Annotated in this window: 12 protein-coding genes; 5 read left to right on the top strand and 7 right to left on the bottom strand. The window is 67.0% G+C overall.

Annotated elements, in window-relative coordinates; all coding sequences use genetic code 11:
- The first annotated feature begins 236 nt into the window (after window positions 1-236).
- A complete protein-coding gene (locus AC3A6I_RS15170; RefSeq protein WP_487545040.1) occupies window positions 237-1,412 on the top strand; it encodes a phosphoserine transaminase in 1,176 nt (391 codons plus the stop codon).
- Between the two features lie 87 nt (window positions 1,413-1,499).
- The gene (serA, locus tag AC3A6I_RS15165) at window positions 1,500-3,083 is read left to right on the top strand and encodes a phosphoglycerate dehydrogenase (RefSeq protein WP_487544570.1); all 1,584 of its coding nucleotides are present in this window, start codon (window positions 1,500-1,502) and stop codon (window positions 3,081-3,083) included.
- A 68-nt stretch (window positions 3,084-3,151) separates the two neighbouring features.
- On the opposite strand, the gene AC3A6I_RS15160 is transcribed toward serA, so the two are convergent.
- Entirely contained in the window at window positions 3,152-3,532 is a 381-nt protein-coding gene (locus AC3A6I_RS15160; RefSeq protein ID WP_487544569.1) for a hypothetical protein, read from the bottom strand.
- A gap of 114 nt (window positions 3,533-3,646) precedes the next feature.
- Here AC3A6I_RS15160 and AC3A6I_RS15155 point away from each other — a divergent pair, with 114 nt between their 5' ends.
- Entirely contained in the window at window positions 3,647-4,444 is a 798-nt protein-coding gene (locus tag AC3A6I_RS15155; protein WP_487544568.1) for a helix-turn-helix domain-containing protein, read from the top strand.
- Here AC3A6I_RS15155 and AC3A6I_RS15150 read toward each other — a convergent pair.
- The 3 genes from AC3A6I_RS15150 to AC3A6I_RS15140 form a co-directional block, all read right to left on the bottom strand.
- Window positions 4,441-5,376, bottom strand: a complete 936-nt coding sequence (locus tag AC3A6I_RS15150; RefSeq protein WP_487544567.1) for a DMT family transporter — start codon at window positions 5,374-5,376, stop codon at window positions 4,441-4,443. The genes AC3A6I_RS15155 and AC3A6I_RS15150 overlap by 4 nt on opposite strands.
- A gap of 90 nt (window positions 5,377-5,466) precedes the next feature.
- A complete protein-coding gene (locus AC3A6I_RS15145) occupies window positions 5,467-6,843 on the bottom strand; it encodes an FAD-binding oxidoreductase (RefSeq protein ID WP_487544566.1) in 1,377 nt (458 codons plus the stop codon).
- A gap of 177 nt (window positions 6,844-7,020) precedes the next feature.
- Window positions 7,021-8,409 (bottom strand): FAD-binding oxidoreductase, encoded by a 1,389-nt coding sequence (locus AC3A6I_RS15140; RefSeq protein ID WP_487544565.1) that lies wholly within the window; start codon window positions 8,407-8,409, stop codon window positions 7,021-7,023.
- Window positions 8,410-8,676: 267 nt separating this feature from the next.
- Between AC3A6I_RS15140 and AC3A6I_RS15135 the strand changes: the two genes are divergently transcribed.
- Window positions 8,677-9,966, top strand: coding sequence for an adenylosuccinate synthase (locus AC3A6I_RS15135; protein WP_487544563.1), 1,290 nt, complete (start codon window positions 8,677-8,679; stop codon window positions 9,964-9,966).
- A gap of 48 nt (window positions 9,967-10,014) precedes the next feature.
- Entirely contained in the window at window positions 10,015-12,183 is a 2,169-nt protein-coding gene (locus AC3A6I_RS15130) for a hypothetical protein (protein ID WP_487544562.1), read from the top strand.
- Here AC3A6I_RS15130 and AC3A6I_RS15125 read toward each other — a convergent pair.
- The 3 genes from AC3A6I_RS15125 to thiB are packed head-to-tail and all read right to left on the bottom strand — an operon-like array spanning window position 12,180 to window position 15,385.
- Entirely contained in the window at window positions 12,180-12,818 is a 639-nt protein-coding gene (locus AC3A6I_RS15125; RefSeq protein ID WP_487544561.1) for an ATP-binding cassette domain-containing protein, read from the bottom strand. The two genes, AC3A6I_RS15130 and AC3A6I_RS15125, sit on opposite strands and share 4 nt — an antisense overlap.
- On the bottom strand, window positions 12,805-14,421 hold the full coding sequence (locus tag AC3A6I_RS15120; RefSeq protein WP_487544560.1) for an ABC transporter permease family protein: 1,617 nt from the start codon (window positions 14,419-14,421) through the stop codon (window positions 12,805-12,807). The genes AC3A6I_RS15125 and AC3A6I_RS15120 overlap by 14 nt, the downstream gene beginning before the upstream one ends.
- A complete protein-coding gene (thiB, locus tag AC3A6I_RS15115; protein ID WP_487544559.1) occupies window positions 14,396-15,385 on the bottom strand; it encodes a thiamine ABC transporter substrate binding subunit in 990 nt (329 codons plus the stop codon). Before thiB ends, AC3A6I_RS15120 begins: the two co-directional genes overlap by 26 nt.
- Window positions 15,386-15,390 lie beyond the last annotated feature (5 nt).

Here is a 15,390-nt window from a genome sequence, read left to right as displayed (position 1 = left end):
CGAGCGCCAGCCACAGAATTGCGAAAAACCGGAACTGCCGGAATGTTCATTGCACCGGCAATGACTTGCTGAAAACGGGCGCATCGGAGCCCAGCCGGTCGATGCCGGCGAACAATGCGCCCGGACCGTCACAAATCATCCATTGACGCGAGCCGGTCGCGAGGAGTATCTGCCCGCCTCAGGACATCCCACCCTAACGTGGGACTTTCGACCTGGGAGGGTCGCTCATGGCTGATATGCCCCTGACTGCGCCGGCAGTGAAACCGGCTAACCCCAATTTTTCGTCGGGCCCCTGTGCCAAGCGTCCTGGCTGGACGGTGGATGTGCTCGCCAACGCGCTCGTTGGCCGCTCGCATCGCGCCAAGCCGGCCAAGCAGCGCATCGAGAAGGCCATCGCGCTCACCCGCGAGCTGCTGGAAGTGCCGGCCGACTACCTGATCGGCATCGTGCCCGCTTCCGATACCGGCGCCGTCGAGATGGCGCTGTGGTCGATGCTCGGCGCCCGCGGCGTCGACATGCTGGCCTGGGAATCGTTCGGCGAAGGCTGGATCACCGATGTGACCAAGCAGCTCAAGCTACAGAACGTCCGCAGCCTGACCGCGCCCTATGGCGAGCTGCCCGACCTGACCCAGGTCAATTTCGACAACGACGTCGTCTTTACCTGGAACGGCACCACGTCGGGCGTGCGCGTGCGCAATGCCGACTGGATCCCGGCCGACCGCAAGGGCCTCACCATCTGCGACGCGACCTCGGCCGCCTTCGCGCAGAAGCTCGAATTCGACAAGCTCGATGTGGTGACCTTCTCGTGGCAGAAGGCGCTGGGTGGTGAAGCCGCGCACGGCGTCCTGATCCTCAGCCCGCGTGCCGTCGAGCGGCTCGAGACGTTCAAGCCGGACCGCCCGCTGCCCAAGATCTTCCGCATGACCAAGGGCGGCAAGCTCATGGCCGACATCTTCGAGGGCGCCACCATCAACACGGTGTCGATGCTGTGCATCGAGGATGCGGTGGATGCGATGGAGTGGGGCAAGTCGATCGGCGGGCTCAAGGCCATGCAGGCCCGTGCCGATGCGAGCTTCAAGGTGCTCAGCGACTGGGTCGCCAAGTCCGACTGGGCCGCGTTCCTCGCCAAGAACGAAGCCGAACGTTCGAACACCTCGGTGTGCCTCGTGATCAAGGACCCGGCGATCACCGCTTTGTCCGACGACGCCCAGGCGGCCTTCGCCAAGGCGATCGTGTCGCGGCTCGACAAGGCCGGCGTCGCCTATGACATCGGCGGCTACCGCGATGCTCCGACGGGCCTCCGCATCTGGACCGGTTCGACCGTCGACACGGCCAATGTCGAAGCGCTGGTGCCATGGCTCGATTATGCCTTCGCCGCCGAAAAGGCCGCGCTGGCCCAGGCTGCCGCTTAAGGTTCCGGCCCTCGCGTTCAGCGGGGGCTCATCACCCGTTATTTTCCGTTCATCCGCGTGGTTTTCCCGCGGCATAAGGAGGGCGACATGCCTAAGGTTCTCGTTTCGGACAAGCTGAGCAAGACCGCTGTCCAGATTTTCAAGGACAACAACATCGACGTCGACTACCTGCCCGATCTCGGCAAGGACAAGGACAAGCTGCTCGAAGCCATCGGCCAGTACGATGGTCTCGCGATCCGCTCGGCGACCAAGGTCACTGAGAAAATCCTGAGCGCTGCCAAGAACTTGAAGGTCATCGGTCGCGCCGGTATCGGCGTCGACAACGTCGATATCCCGGCCGCCACCAAGGCCGGCATCATCGTCATGAACACCCCGTTCGGCAACTCCATCACCACCGCCGAGCACGCCATCGCCATGATGTTCGCGCTGGCCCGCCAGCTGCCCGAGGCCGACGCCTCGACCAAGGCCTCGAAGTGGGAAAAGAACCGCTTCATGGGCGTCGAAGTCACCAACAAGGTGCTCGGCCTCATCGGCGCGGGCAATATCGGCTCGATCGTCGCCGACCGGGCCCAGGGCCTCAAGATGAAGGTCGTCGCCTTCGACCCGTTCCTTACGCCGGAACGCGCGCAGACCATGGGCGTCGAAAAGGTCGAGCTCGACGAGCTGTTCAAGCGCGCCGATTTCATCACGCTGCACACACCGCTGATCGATGCGACCCGCAACATCATCAATGCCGACGCCATCGCCAAGATGAAGGACGGCGTGCGCATCATCAACTGTGCCCGTGGCGGCCTCGTCGATGAAGCCGCGCTCTACGATGCGCTGAAGTCGGGCAAGGTAGCGGGCGCCGCCTTCGACGTGTTCGTCGAGGAGCCGGCCCAGAACAATCCGCTGTTCGAGCTCGACAACTTCATCGCCACGCCGCACCTCGGCGCCTCGACCACCGAAGCGCAGGAGAATGTGGCGCTGCAGGTGGCCGAGCAGATTTCGGCCTACCTCAACACCGGCGAGATCACCAACGCGCTGAACTTCCCCTCGATCAGCGCCGAGGAAGCGCCGCGCCTCACCCCGTGGGTGAAGCTGGCGGAAATGCTCGGCGCCTTCGCTGGCCAGCTGACCGAAGATCCGATCACCGCGATCAAGCTCGAATACGAGGGCAATGTCGCCGCCCTCAACGTCAAACCGATGACCGCGGCGGCGGTGAACGGTGTGCTGAAGCCGCAGATGCCGACGATCAACATGGTCTCGGCCCCGCAGATCGCCAAGGATCGCGGCATCAATGTCGAGGTCACCACCCGCGACCAGCAGGGCGCCTACGAAGGCTATATCCGGCTGACCGTCACCACCGAGAAGATGGAGCGGGCGGTGGCCGGCACGGTGTTCGCCAACGGCAAGCCGCGCATCATCCAGGTGAAGGGCATCAACATGGAGGCCGAGCTCACCCCGGCCATGCTCTATGTCACCAACGAGGACAAGCCGGGCCATATCGGCCGCCTCGGCACGCTGCTCGGCAGCCTCGGCGTCAACATCGCCAACTTCAACCTCGGCCGTGCCGAAGTGGGCGGCGACGCCATCGCGCTGCTCTCGATCGACGGGACCGTCAGCGACCAGCAGCTCGGCGAGATCGCCGCACTGCCCGGTGTGCGCCAGGCCAAGGCCCTGTCGTTCTGATCGGCTGAAACGCGAATGCAGGAGCGGCCCCGCAGGTGACTGCGGGGCCGCTTTCTTGTCCGGACCGTTCAGGCCAGCGCGCCGGCCCGGCCGAGGCCCATCCACTGCAGCGCTGCCAGCGCTGCGACGGCAACCGCCTGCGCGATGACGAAGACGACGCCTAGCATGGGCAGAGGCAGCATGCTGGTCAGCAGGATGGCGATGCTGCCGACCACCCAGGCGGCGTTGACCAGCACGATGGTCATGGCGAGGCCGCGTGACGTGGTGCTCGGCCAGCCGACCCAGGCGACGAACAGTGCGAAGACCACGAGGAACAGCCCGAGCGGCATGGCGATATCGGCGGGGATGCCAGTGAGGCCGGCAAGGAAGCTGCCGCCGAAGGCGAGCAGCAGGCCGGTGGCGCCCGAGGCGATGGCGTCTGCGATGAGGGCGATGCGGATGACAGGCATGTCGTTACTCCGTCGGTTTTCGTTTTGACGGGCAGACATTTCTACCGCCGACGTGCTCGTCTCAATTCCCGCAGAGGTAATTGAACCATTGCCGGGAGTGGCTAGACTCGCCCCATGACCGCACAAGCCATCACCTCCGACCGTTCGATCGGCGACTATATCCGCGACTGGCGCCAGCACCGGCGCTACAGCCAGTTGTCGCTCGCCCTCGACATCGAGCTCAGCCAGAAGCACCTGAGCTTCATCGAATCCGGGCGGTCGATCCCGAGCCGGGAGGTGGTGCTGCGCATTGCCGCCGGGCTCGGGGTGCCGCTGCGGGTGCGCAACCTCATGCTGCTCGCCGCCGGTTACGCCCCGGTCTATCCCGAGCGCCGGCTCGATCACCCCGATCTCGCCCCGGCCCGGACCGCCGTCGAGCGCGTGCTGAGGGCCTACGAGCCGTTCCCGGCCGTGGCGGTCGACCGGCAGTGGAATCTCGTCTCGGCCAATGCCGCGACCGCGCCGCTCTTTGCCGCGGTGGCCGACCAGAGCCTGCTCGAGCCGCCGCTCAACGTGCTGCGCGCCAGCCTCCATCCCGATGGCATCGGCAGGCTGATCCTCAACCGCGAGCAGTGGTCGCGCGACATCCTGCGCCGGCTCTCGGCCCAGCTCGAGGCGACCGGCGATCCGGGCATCGCCGAGCTGATCGACGAGCTGCGCGATCTGACTGGCATCGCGCCGGGCACCGAAGGTCGCGACGAGCATGGCGGGGTATTCGTGCCGCTGGTGCTGCAATTGCCTAATGGCGTTGCCAGCTTCATCTCGACCACCACCGTGTTCGGCACGCCAACCGAGATCACGCTGTCCGAACTGGTGATCGAGGCGTTCCTGCCCGCCGACGCGGAAACTGCCCGGCTGCTGCAGGAGCTCTAACGCCGCGCCGCCACTTCGGCGAGCACGATCCCCGCGGCGATCAGCAGCGCGGCGATCAGGTGGAAACCCTGGAACGCCTCGCCCAGCACCACCACCGAACCGATCGTGCCGAATAGTGGGATCAGGTTGATGAACAGGCTCGCCCGGTTGGAGCCGATCAGCTCTACGCCGCGCACGTAGAACAGCTGCGACAGCACAGAGGGGAAGACGATGGTGTAGGCGGCGACGGCCCAGCCCTGCATGTCGATCGCCGCGAGGTTGTGCGCGAGCGCGAGCGTGCCATCGCCCAGCCCCGCCTGATAGGCGAAAGAGGCGAGGATGGCGCCCCCGAAGGTCGCCGCGAGGAAGCTCAACCAGTGCGTCTGCGGCCGCCAGCGCAGCGCGATCGAATAGACTGCGTAGGCGAAGCAGCCGAGGATCATCAGCGCATCGCCGATATTCACATCGAGGCTGAGGATGCGGCTCACCTCGCCATGCGTGGCGATCACCGCGATGCCGATGAGCGTGATGGCGACGCCCACCACCTGCAGCAGCCGCACCCGCGTGCGGAACAGCACGAAGTTGAAGATGATGACCATGATGTTGATGGTCGCCTGCTCGAGCGCGATGTTGACGCCGGTGGTGAAGTAGGCCGCGACATAGACGAAGACGTTGAAGCTCGCGTAGCCCACCGCGCCATAGAACAGATACAGCCACCACTTGGCGCGGATCACCGGCCAGTCGCGCCGCAGCGGCCGGATGGCGAAGGGCAGCACTAGGAGCAGCGCGCCGGTCCAGCGCACGATCATCAGCGAGTGCGGATCGATATGGCCGACCGCAAGCTTGCCGGCCACGACATTGCCGCCCCAGAACAGCGTGGTGAGGATCAGGATCAGGTAGGGCCGGTCCATGAAGGACCGGGCAGGGGCCTGCGCCGCGGGAGTTTCAGTCATCAGCCGTCGCGAATGAACCGGCCACCGCACGAGGGCGGTGGCCGCTTGTCGAAGGCCGCGACCTTAGTCAGCCGCGCCGCGATCCGCTAGTCAGGCCGGCGGAATGTTGTGGTTGCGGCGGAACAGGTTGTGCGGATCGTATTGGCGCTTCACCTGCCGCAGCCGGTTCCACGTCGCCTCGGGGTAGGCGTCGCGCACGCGCTCGGCGCCCTCGTCGGCGATGAAGTTCACGTAGGCCGCGTGGTCGGGCGGGTTCAGCGCCTGGGCAAAGTCCTTCACCCAGGCGAGCTTGCTGGTCCGCTCGGCTTCCGTGCCGTCGTAGAACGCCGCGACATTGACCATGATGGTGCGATCCCGATGCGCGTAGGCGGTAGCATCGGCTGCCACGCGGTTGGCGGCCCCGCCGAGCACGCGGATCTGGATCACCCGGAACGGCGCGTCGCCTTCCTCGAGAAAGCCCATCGCCGTCTCCGCCTCGGCCGGCCCGAACCGGTCGACGAACAGGTTCAGCGCCACTGCGATCGGGTGATACTCGCCATTCTCGGGCGGGAACATGATCTCGTGATAGACGCCCGATTTGACGAAATCGGCGATCGGCGTCGCGATGGCACGGAACGGCGCGATCGCCGCCGCCGCCCCCTCGGCCGGCCCGGAATAGGCCATGAGCCCCATGATCACCATCTGCCCCACCTTGTCGGGCGGCAGGAAGGGCATGGGCGGCGCCGGCATTACGGCGACGATGGCCGACAGGTCCTCCGAGGCCGCCTCGGCCGCGGCGATGAAGGCCGCGACATTCTTCGCCGTCGCCGGCAGCATCAGCATGCCGCCGGTGAAGTGCTCGAGCGGATCGAGCCTGAACTTGATGCGGGTGACGACGCCGAAATTGCCGCCGCCGCCACGCAGGGCCCAGAACAGGTCCGGGTGGTTGCCGGCATCGGCGGTGATCAGCTGGCCATCGGCGGTGACGAGCTCGAAGGCGAGCACGGCGTCGATGGTGAGCCCGAGCTTTCGCGTCAGGAAGCCGACGCCACCGCCCAGCGTGATGCCGGCAATGCCGACGGTGCCGGTGTCGCCGAAGCCGACGACCAGCTGGTGCGGCGCGAGTGCCTTGAGCAACTCGACCGCGGTGGTGCCGGAGCCGGCCCAGGCCGTGCGGGCCGCCGGGTCGATATCGATGCGGTTCAGGTCGCGCACGTCGATGACGATACCGCCCTCGATGCTCGAGTGGCCGGCGGCGCTGTGGCCGCCGCTGCGGATGGCGATCTCCAGCCCGTGCTCGCGGGCATAGACGATCACCGCGGTGATATCGTCGGGTCGGGCAACGCGCACTATGGCGCCCGGCCGAGTGTCGATACCGCCGTAAACGACGGTGCGGGCCTTGTCGTAGTCGGGATGGTCAGGTGTCAGGATAGTCCCGGCCAGGCCGGGGACGTCGAAGGGTTTCGCGGCAAGCGAGGTCAGGGTCATTTGACTGGTCCATGTCTCGTGGTGTCGCCCTGGGCAGCGGTAACATGGGTGTGACCACCGCGTGTTTCCAGACCCCGGCGCGGGTCTGAGTGAAGAAAACGCGCCTCGCGCCCACAGGGACAATTGCCTCAAAGGAATTGTGGCTGCCGGCACCACACGGCGCCGGCAGCCGGAGCATTACTTGCCCGGCACGATGTTGGTGTTCAACCGGAACAGGTTCTCGGGATCGTAGCGGTGTTTGACCCGGCGCAGGCGCTCGAAGGTCGCGGCCGGATAGGCCGCGGCCACGGCGTTGCGGCTGTCGCTGGCGCCGATGAAGTTCACATACGTGCCGTCTCCGACCGGCACGACCGAGTTCAGCGCGTCCGACACCCAGCGCTCCTGCGCTGCAACCACGTCCGGCCCGCCGCCATACATGGCGAGAAACGAGACCATGAAGCGGCTCCTGCGATGGCCGAACGCCGTCGCATCGGCGGGCACCTCGGCATGGGCGCCACCGAGCACGCGGATCTGCGACATGCTCATCGGGGCGGTGCAACTGACGGCGGCTGCCGAGAGCGCGCGGGCCTCCTCGATGCCGAAGCGGTCGGTGAAGCGCGAGCGGATCGCCACCATGGCCCGCATCTCGGGCGGCGGATCGAGCATGTAGAGGCTGGAGTAGGGGCCTTCCGCAATCATGTCTGCCAGCGGGGTCGCCAGTGCCCGGAACGGCGCCAGCGCCTTCTGCGCCGCCTCAGGCGCGCCGGCATAGGCCATCATGGCGACGAAGGCGAGCCGACCATGTGCCTCGGCCGGAATCGCCGGGATGGGCGGCAGCGGCATGATCATGGCGATGGCCGACAGCTCGTTCGGTGCGGCATCGGCCAGGGCAGCGAAGCCGGCAATCACTTCGGGCGTCGGGGGCAGCACCAGCGGGCCGCCGGTGAAGGACGGCAGCGGGTGCAGGCGGTACTTGAAGCGGGTGACGACGCCGAAATTGCCACCGCCCCCGCGCAGGGCCCAGAACAGGTCGGCGTGGTTGTGCGCATCGGCGATGATGATGTCGCCCGCGGCGGTGACGATCTCGACGGCCAGCAGTGAGTCGATGGTGAGGCCGTGCTTGCGCACCAGGTAGCCTATGCCGCCACCCAGCGTCAGGCCGGCAATGCCGACCGTGGCCGAGTCGCCGAAGCCGACGATCAGCCCATGCTGTTCCACCGCGCGTGTGACCTCGCCGGAGGTCATGCCGGCGTCGGCCCAGGCGGTGCGGGCCTCGGCATCGATCTCGATGCGATTGAGGTCGCGCACGTCGATGACCAGCGCACCGTCGGCGCAGGAAAAGCCGCTGGTGCTGTGGCCGCCCGAGCGTACCGCGACCGGGAGGTCGGTGGCCTGGGCGAAGTTGAGCACGGCGGCGATATCGGCGGCATTGGCGATGCGGACGATGGCGGTGGGGCGGCGGTCGAACTGCGCCAGGGCCACGGTCCGCATGGCGTCATAGTCGGCATGGTGCGGCGCGATAACGCTGCCGCGGATCATCGAGCCCAGCATCTCGATCTGGTCTTCAATGGGAAAACGCTTGTCCATTCTGCATCCCTTGGGACGCCCCCCAATGGCGCGGCGTCTATGAGGATGGCGGTGAACCGCGGCTGAACGCTGTGATCAGGCGCGGCTCAGGATGTCGCGGGAGCGCCGGAACGTTTGTCTTTGTGGCGCGCGTGGTCTATGGGACATCCGCAATTGCCGTGCGCCGATTTGGCGGGGCGCCGGCCGTTGCCCGAACAGGTCTCAATCGGCCGCGCGGGGCAGCAGAACCCCGATGGCGGCGGCTTTCCCAAGGGGCATGAAGCAACAATGGCAAACGTGATCGTCGTCGGCAGCCAGTGGGGTGACGAAGGCAAGGGCAAGATCGTCGACTGGCTGAGCGAGCGCGCCGATGTCGTCGTGCGCTACCAGGGCGGTCACAATGCCGGCCACACGCTGGTCATCGACGGCACGAGCTACAAGCTGGCGCTGCTGCCCTCAGGCGTCGTGCGCGGCAAGCTCAGCGTCATCGGCAACGGCGTCGTGGTCGATCCGCACCATTTCGTCGCCGAAGTTGAAAAGATCGGCGCCCAGGGCATCAAGATCACGCCCGAAGTGCTGAAGATCGCCGACAACGCGCCGCTGATCCTCAGCCTCCACCGTGAGCTCGACGCAGTACGAGAAAGCGGCAATTCCGGCCTCAAGATCGGCACGACGCGCCGCGGCATCGGTCCGGCTTACGAGGACAAGGTCGGCCGTCGCGCCATCCGCGTCTGCGATCTCGCCGAGCCCGAGACGCTGATGCCCAAGATCGAGCGGCTGCTCAGCCACCATAATGCGCTGCGGCGCGGCATGGGCATGGCGGAACTGTCGCCGTTCGCGCTCTACGGCGAGCTGATGGAGGTCGCCGACCAGATCCTGCCCTATGTCGATCGGGTGTGGGACCTGCTCGACACGCATCGCAAGTCCGGCTCGCGCATCCTGTTCGAGGGGGCGCAGGGCGCGCTGCTCGACAACGATCACGGCACTTACCCCTTCGTCACCTCGTCCAATACCGTGGCCGGGCAGGCCGCTGCGGGTTCGGGTCTGGGGCCGACCGCGATCGGCTATACCCTGGGCATCACCAAGGCCTACACGACGCGCGTCGGCGAAGGTCCGTTCCCGTGCGAGTTGTTCGACGATATCGGCCGGCACCTGGCGACGGTTGGTCGCGAAGTGGGTGTCAACACGGGTCGGCCGCGCCGCTGCGGATGGTTCGACTCGGTTCTGGTCCGCCAGACGGTCAAAACCTCGGGGATAAACGGTATCGCACTGACGAAACTGGATGTTCTCGACGGCCTCAAAGAGATCAAGGTATGTGTCGGCTACGAGCTTGACGGTCAGAAAATTGACTACTTGCCTGCCTCAATGGGAGCACAAGCTGCTGTTAAGCCGATTTATGAGACCCTTGAGGGGTGGTCGGAGACCACGGCAGGGGCGCGGAGCTGGTCAGAACTCCCGGCACAGGCGGTGAAGTACGTTCGGTATATCGAGGAGCTCATCGGCGCACCGGTTGCCATGCTCTCCACGAGCCCGGAACGGCTTGATACCATTCTGGTCCAGGACCCGTTCCAAGATTGACGAATTTTGGCTAGAAATAGCCGACAAATCACGGATGTCGCTTAGGGAATGGCGGATTACAAAGAGCTGTTGCGCAGGGCAGTAGAAGCCCTGCCGGAAAACAATGGCGCAGCACGACGTGCGGTCTATGAGAAGGCGCGTGCCGCCCTCGTGGGTCAGTTGCGCGCCATCAATCCGCCGCTCGCCGCCCGTGACATTACCGCGCACCGCCTGCAGCTCGAGGATTGCATCCGCCAGGTCGAGCAGGAAGCCAGCGAGGCGGTAATCGCCGGCCTCGGCGGTGGTCGCGACGACAATCCTCCGCCCCCGCCGGTCTATTTCGAGCAGCCGGCCAAGAAAGCCATCCCGGCTCCTGCCCGCCCGGTCGCCAAGCCCGCGCCCGCCAGCGGCAAGGAGCCGCCAAAGCCGCTGCCGCCCGGCGGCACCATTGAAGAAATCATCGCCGCAGCCAATGCCGAGACCGAGTCGTCCTCCGACCGGTCGCGCGCCATCGTGCGTCCCGATGCCAAGCCGATGGGCAAGCCCGTGCCCAAGCTGGTGCTGTCGCCCGCCCGTCCGCAGGTCATTGCGCACCAGCAGGATGCCGAGGATGACGGTGATGAAATTCCGGCCTCGCCGCCGGCGCGCAACCCGGTTGCCAAGCCCGTCGTCGCCGGACGACCGCTGCCGTCCATCGTGGCGCGCGCCGAAGCGGTGAAGAGCCGCACCGGTGGCGCCCAGTTCGGCCAGCCGATCGCCGGCGCCGCGCGTGGTCCGGTGCTCGAACCGCGTCGTGAACTCGCGGCTCCGCGCTTTGAGCCGGCGGCTCGTAATGGTGGCCAGGCCACGGCGCGCCAGATGGACGACGAGCCGGCAGCTCTGTTCAACGCGCCACCGGTTGCCGCCGCCATGTCGGCCGTGCGCGAGGTCGAGCTCGAGGCCCCGGCCGATCCGCAGGGCGCCATCGACCGCGCCATCGCCACCCTCGATCGGGAGGCGCGTGGCGACGAGGATGACGAGCATGTGAACGGCGTCGACTACGCCGCCAATGACGACGAGGGCGACGACGACGGCCGTCACAGCAACGGCTTTGCGCCATCCGTGGTCAGCTCCGACGCGCCGTCTGGCATTCGCACCCGCGAAGGTAAGGCCGCCAAGGCCAGCGCCTTTGCCCGCGATGCCCGTGAGCCGCGCAAACGCGAGGCCGAGCCGCGCTACACGCGTTCGCGTGACGATTCGGAGCGCCGTGGCCTTGGCGCAGTCACCATCTTCCTGATCGTCTTCGCCGTGCTGCTGGTTGCAGCGGGGGGCGCCGGCTTCTGGGCCTGGCGCGAGGGTTTTGTCGATCTCGACGCCATGTTCGGACGCGGCAATCCCGTGACCGAGCAGGCCGCCGTCACCCAGCCGGTCACCACCCCGGCGACGACCGATACTCCGGCTACCGGTCCAGGTAACACCAACACACCGCCCGAGGCTCCAGCCCCGACCGCTGAACTCGCGGCGCCGGAAGCGCCCGAGTTGCAGCGTCTCGGCGCCGATCCGGCGCAGCCGACAACGGCGGCGTTGCCGCTGGTCGATCCCTCGTCCGAAGCACGCCTCGGCGCCGAGCCGACCCCGACCGAAACGAGCGCCGAGCAGGCGGTGGCGGCAGTCGATCCGACCAGCCTCGCCGGCAGCCAGTCGCTGCTGCTCGAAGCTTCCGACAGCGGCACCACCGGCGCCGTACCGTTCTCCGGTACGGTCGACTGGAGCAAGGGCACCGACGAGATGGGCCTGCCGACGCTGATCGGCAAAGCCACCATCCCGGCGCGGAACCTCTCGGTCGACGTGCTGATCCGCAAGAACTCGGATGCCAGCCTGCCGGCCAGCCACCTGATGGAAGTCAACTTCCGTGTCACGGACAGCTTCATCGGCGGCTCGATCGCGGGCCTGCCGGGCGTGCTGCTCAAGAACGAGGAGCTGGTGCAGGGCACCCCGCTGGTCGGCGCTTCGGCGCGGGTCGTCGGCAACTCCTTCCTGTTCGCGCTCAGCGCCTCGCCGGCCGACATCACGGCCAACAGCAACCTGCTGACCTCGCGCAAGTGGATGGACCTCGCGCTCATCTATGCGACCGGCAAGCGGGCGATCATCACGCTCGAAAAGGATGCCACCGCCGAGGCGATGTTCACCGAGGTTGTCGACGCCTGGAACGGCCAGCCGGCCGCCGCAGCCCCGACGCCCGCACCGAGCAACGGCTAAGCCTCGAACAGCCTGCCATTCTCCAGCCGATAACGTCGCGTCGCCAGCGCCGCGACGTCGTCGGCATGGTGGCTCACCAGCAGCGTGATCCAGTTGTGCCGCTCGGTCAGCGCCTTCACCAGCTCACGGGCGGTGGTGCGCGTCGCATCGTCGAGCGCCGAGAACGGCTCATCGAGCAGCAGCACCGGCCGGTTGCGCAGCAAAGTCCGCGCCAGCGCCACGCGCTGCTTTTCGCCCCCCGACAATGTCTCGGCCCGCTGCGCCATCACGCCGGGCAGCCCCACCTCTGCCAGCGCCTCGGCAATCCGCTGCTCCCGTTCCACCCGCGCCATGTCGCGCGGCAGACCCAGCTCGATGTTGCGGGCCGCCGACAGATGCTCGAACAGCGTCTCGGACTGGAACAGGATCGACACCGGCCGCTGCTCGGGCGGTAGCGGCAGCAGATCGCGCCCATCGAGCGTCAGCGTTCCGCCGCTCGGTACGAGGAAGCCGGCGACGAGATCGAGCAGCGTCGACTTGCCGGCGCCGCTCTGGCCGGAAACACTGGTCACCTCGCCCTGCCGGGCGACAAGACTCAGCTCGAAGTTCAGGGTCGCGCCGGGGTGGGTATAAGTCAGTTTGTCAGCTTGCAGCACGCGTAACCCTTTCCACCAGCCGCGGCAGTAGCACGAAGGCGGCGATGGTGATGATGAGCATCAGCGCCGCGATGGTCGCGGCATCGTTGGTGCGATAGGCGCCGAGCGCCCGGTACATGAGCAGCGGGAGCGTGGCGAAATCGTCGGTGCCGAACAGCGCGATGACGCCGAGATCGCCGAGCGAGAAGCAGAAGCTCAGCGCCAGCACCACGCCGACATCGCGCCCGATCAGCGGCCACTCGACCGCCCGGAACTGCTCCCAGCCGGTCAGCCCGAGCGAGCGGATCAGTCGTCCGCGGCTGAGTGCAATCGCATCGAGCGGCGGCGCCAGCGTCGCGAGCGCAAAGGGCAGCGACAGCAGCGCATTGGCGATCAGCACGATCGCCGGCGCCGCCACCTCCGGCATGATCCCGGCATTGCGTACCAAGAGGAACGCGCCGAGCGACAGCACCACCGCCGGCACCGCGAGATAGGCATAAGCCGGCGCCCCGATCGCCACCCGCAACACCGGATCGCGGCTCGCCGCCCGTCCGGTCCCGACCACCAGCGCCAGAACCAGCGTCAACAGCGCGGAACCGATACCGATGGCAAGGCTCGTCCCCAGCGAGCGCCAGAAACTCGGGCGTGAGGCGACATCGAAAATCCCCGGCCCGATCCCGTCGATCAAAATCGCCAGCAGCGGCAGCGCGAAACCGACCGTCCCCAGCACCAGCACCGCCCATTGCAGCCCCCGCGCCAGCCCGCGATCGCGCCACAGCGTCGGCCGCGAGGTGCCGGTGCTCGCCGAGACCGGCGCGAAGGCGGAAGCCGCGAGGATGATGGCCGAGCAGATGCCGATCTGCGTCAGCGCCAGCACCACGGCGCCTTTCAGGTCGAAATCGAGCCGCACCGCCGCGTAGATCGCGACCTCCAGCGTCTGGTTGGCGGGTCCGCCACCGAGCAGCAGCACGATGGGAAAACTGGTGAAGGCCAACAGAAAGATGATCGCCGCCAGCCCGGGCAGCGAGGTGCGGATGGCCGGCCAGTCGATCACCCTGAAGCGCTCGAAGGCCGGCAGCCCCAGGCTCTGCCCGGTCTTCAGCCGTCGCTCCGGAACGGCGTCGAGCCGCGCGAGCAGGATACGCGCCGCAAACGAGGCATCGAGGATCACATGCGCGGCGAGAATGCCGCCGAGCCCGAAGATCGGCACCTCGAGCGGATGCCCGGTCAGCGCCAGCGAGGCCTCGTTCACCCAGCCGGCCCGGCCCCACACGCTGAGTAGCCCGAAAGCCACGATCAGCCCGGGCGTGACGATGGCCGAGGCGAACAGCCCCACCACCAGGTCGCGGCCGGGAAAGCGCAGCCGGTTCAGCGCCCAGGCGAGCGCCGTACCCACCAGCAGCGAGAGGATCATCGTCAGCGCGGCCTGCACCGTGGTCATCCACACGAGGTGCAGCACGTCGACGCGCGACGGCTGCGCCGTGGCATCGCCGGCCGTCGTCAGGATGGAAATCAGCACCAGCGCCACCAGTATGGCGATGGTCGCCGCCACCGCCGCCCCAGCGAAAAGCCGGAGCGGACGATGGGGCAGGGCGCGATTACTGAAGCGCAGCGAGAGCGGCATCGATCCAGGCCCTTCCGTGTGCGGCGATGTCCGCTTCGGAGACAGGCAGCACGTGCGTCGGCGGCGTGCCGAAGGCAGCAGGCAGGTCGGGCAACTCGATCACCGGATACATCCAGTTGGTGGTCGGGATGATCTTCTGGGCTTCCGGCGTCATCAGATAAGCGAGGAAGGCCTTGCCGAGCTCGGGCTGGTCGGAGCTTTTGGTGATGCCCGCCACCTCTATCTGGGCGACATAGCCTTCCTTGAACTCGGCGTAGGCGTATTTGTCGTCGTCCTCGGCGATGGCGTGGTAGGCCGGCGAGGTGGTGTAGCTCAGCACCATGTCGGCCTGCCCGTCGAGGAACAGGCCATAGGCCTCGCTCCAGCCACGCGTCATGGTCAGCACATGCGGCTTCAGCCCGGCCCAGATCTCGGGTGCGCGCTCGCCGTAGGCGGCGGCCACCCACAACACGTTGCCCAGGCCCGGCGTCGACGAGCGCGGGTCCTGGATGACGATCTTGAAGCTGTCGGGCAGCGCGATCAGTTCCTCGAACGAGGTCGGCGGATTGGGCGTCTTCTCCTTGTTATAAACATAGGCGAAGTAGCCGTAATCGAAGGGCACGAAGTCGGCGTCGCTCCAGTCGAACACCAGCCCTTCAGGTGTCAGCCCGTGCGGGGCGAACAGGCCCGTAGCGCGTGCATCGCCGGCGGTCGCGGTGTCGAGCCCGACGACGACGTCGGCCTTGGTCGCCGCGCCTTCGAGCTGCACCTTGCGCAGCGTCGAGATGGCATCCTCGGCGGACGAGAATTCGATGGTGCAGTTGCAGGTCGCCTCGAAGCCGGCCTTCAGCGCGGGGCCGGGGCCCCACTCGGAGGCGAAGCCTTCGTAGGTGTAGACGTCGAGCACGGGCTTGTCCTGCGCGAGGGCAGGTGGCGCGACTGCACAGAGCAGTGCCGCCAACGCGAAGTGCTTGAACGAGCGCATGTTTC

The organism is Devosia sp. Soil_C_22, assembly GCF_057657195.1.
The sequence above is the reverse complement of the archived record's forward strand: the minus strand, read 5'-3'. Positions and strand labels throughout refer to the sequence as shown.

What these genes read in the sequence shown, in the direction of transcription:
- AC3A6I_RS15155 (WP_487544568.1), top strand. Translation starts at nt 3,647, where the DNA reads ATGACCGCACAAGCCATCACCTCCGACCGTTCGATCGGCGACTATATC.
- AC3A6I_RS15145 (WP_487544566.1), bottom strand. Translation starts at nt 6,843, where the DNA reads ATGACCCTGACCTCGCTTGCCGCGAAACCCTTCGACGTCCCCGGCCTG.
- thiB (WP_487544559.1), bottom strand. Translation starts at nt 15,385, where the DNA reads ATGCGCTCGTTCAAGCACTTCGCGTTGGCGGCACTGCTCTGTGCAGTC.
- AC3A6I_RS15140 (WP_487544565.1), bottom strand. Translation starts at nt 8,409, where the DNA reads ATGGACAAGCGTTTTCCCATTGAAGACCAGATCGAGATGCTGGGCTCG.
- AC3A6I_RS15135 (WP_487544563.1), top strand. Translation starts at nt 8,677, where the DNA reads ATGGCAAACGTGATCGTCGTCGGCAGCCAGTGGGGTGACGAAGGCAAG.
- serA (WP_487544570.1), top strand. Translation starts at nt 1,500, where the DNA reads ATGCCTAAGGTTCTCGTTTCGGACAAGCTGAGCAAGACCGCTGTCCAG.
- AC3A6I_RS15120 (WP_487544560.1), bottom strand. Translation starts at nt 14,421, where the DNA reads ATGCCGCTCTCGCTGCGCTTCAGTAATCGCGCCCTGCCCCATCGTCCG.
- AC3A6I_RS15150 (WP_487544567.1), bottom strand. Translation starts at nt 5,376, where the DNA reads ATGACTGAAACTCCCGCGGCGCAGGCCCCTGCCCGGTCCTTCATGGAC.
- AC3A6I_RS15130 (WP_487544562.1), top strand. Translation starts at nt 10,015, where the DNA reads ATGGCGGATTACAAAGAGCTGTTGCGCAGGGCAGTAGAAGCCCTGCCG.
- AC3A6I_RS15160 (WP_487544569.1), bottom strand. Translation starts at nt 3,532, where the DNA reads ATGCCTGTCATCCGCATCGCCCTCATCGCAGACGCCATCGCCTCGGGC.
- AC3A6I_RS15170 (WP_487545040.1), top strand. Translation starts at nt 237, where the DNA reads ATGCCCCTGACTGCGCCGGCAGTGAAACCGGCTAACCCCAATTTTTCG.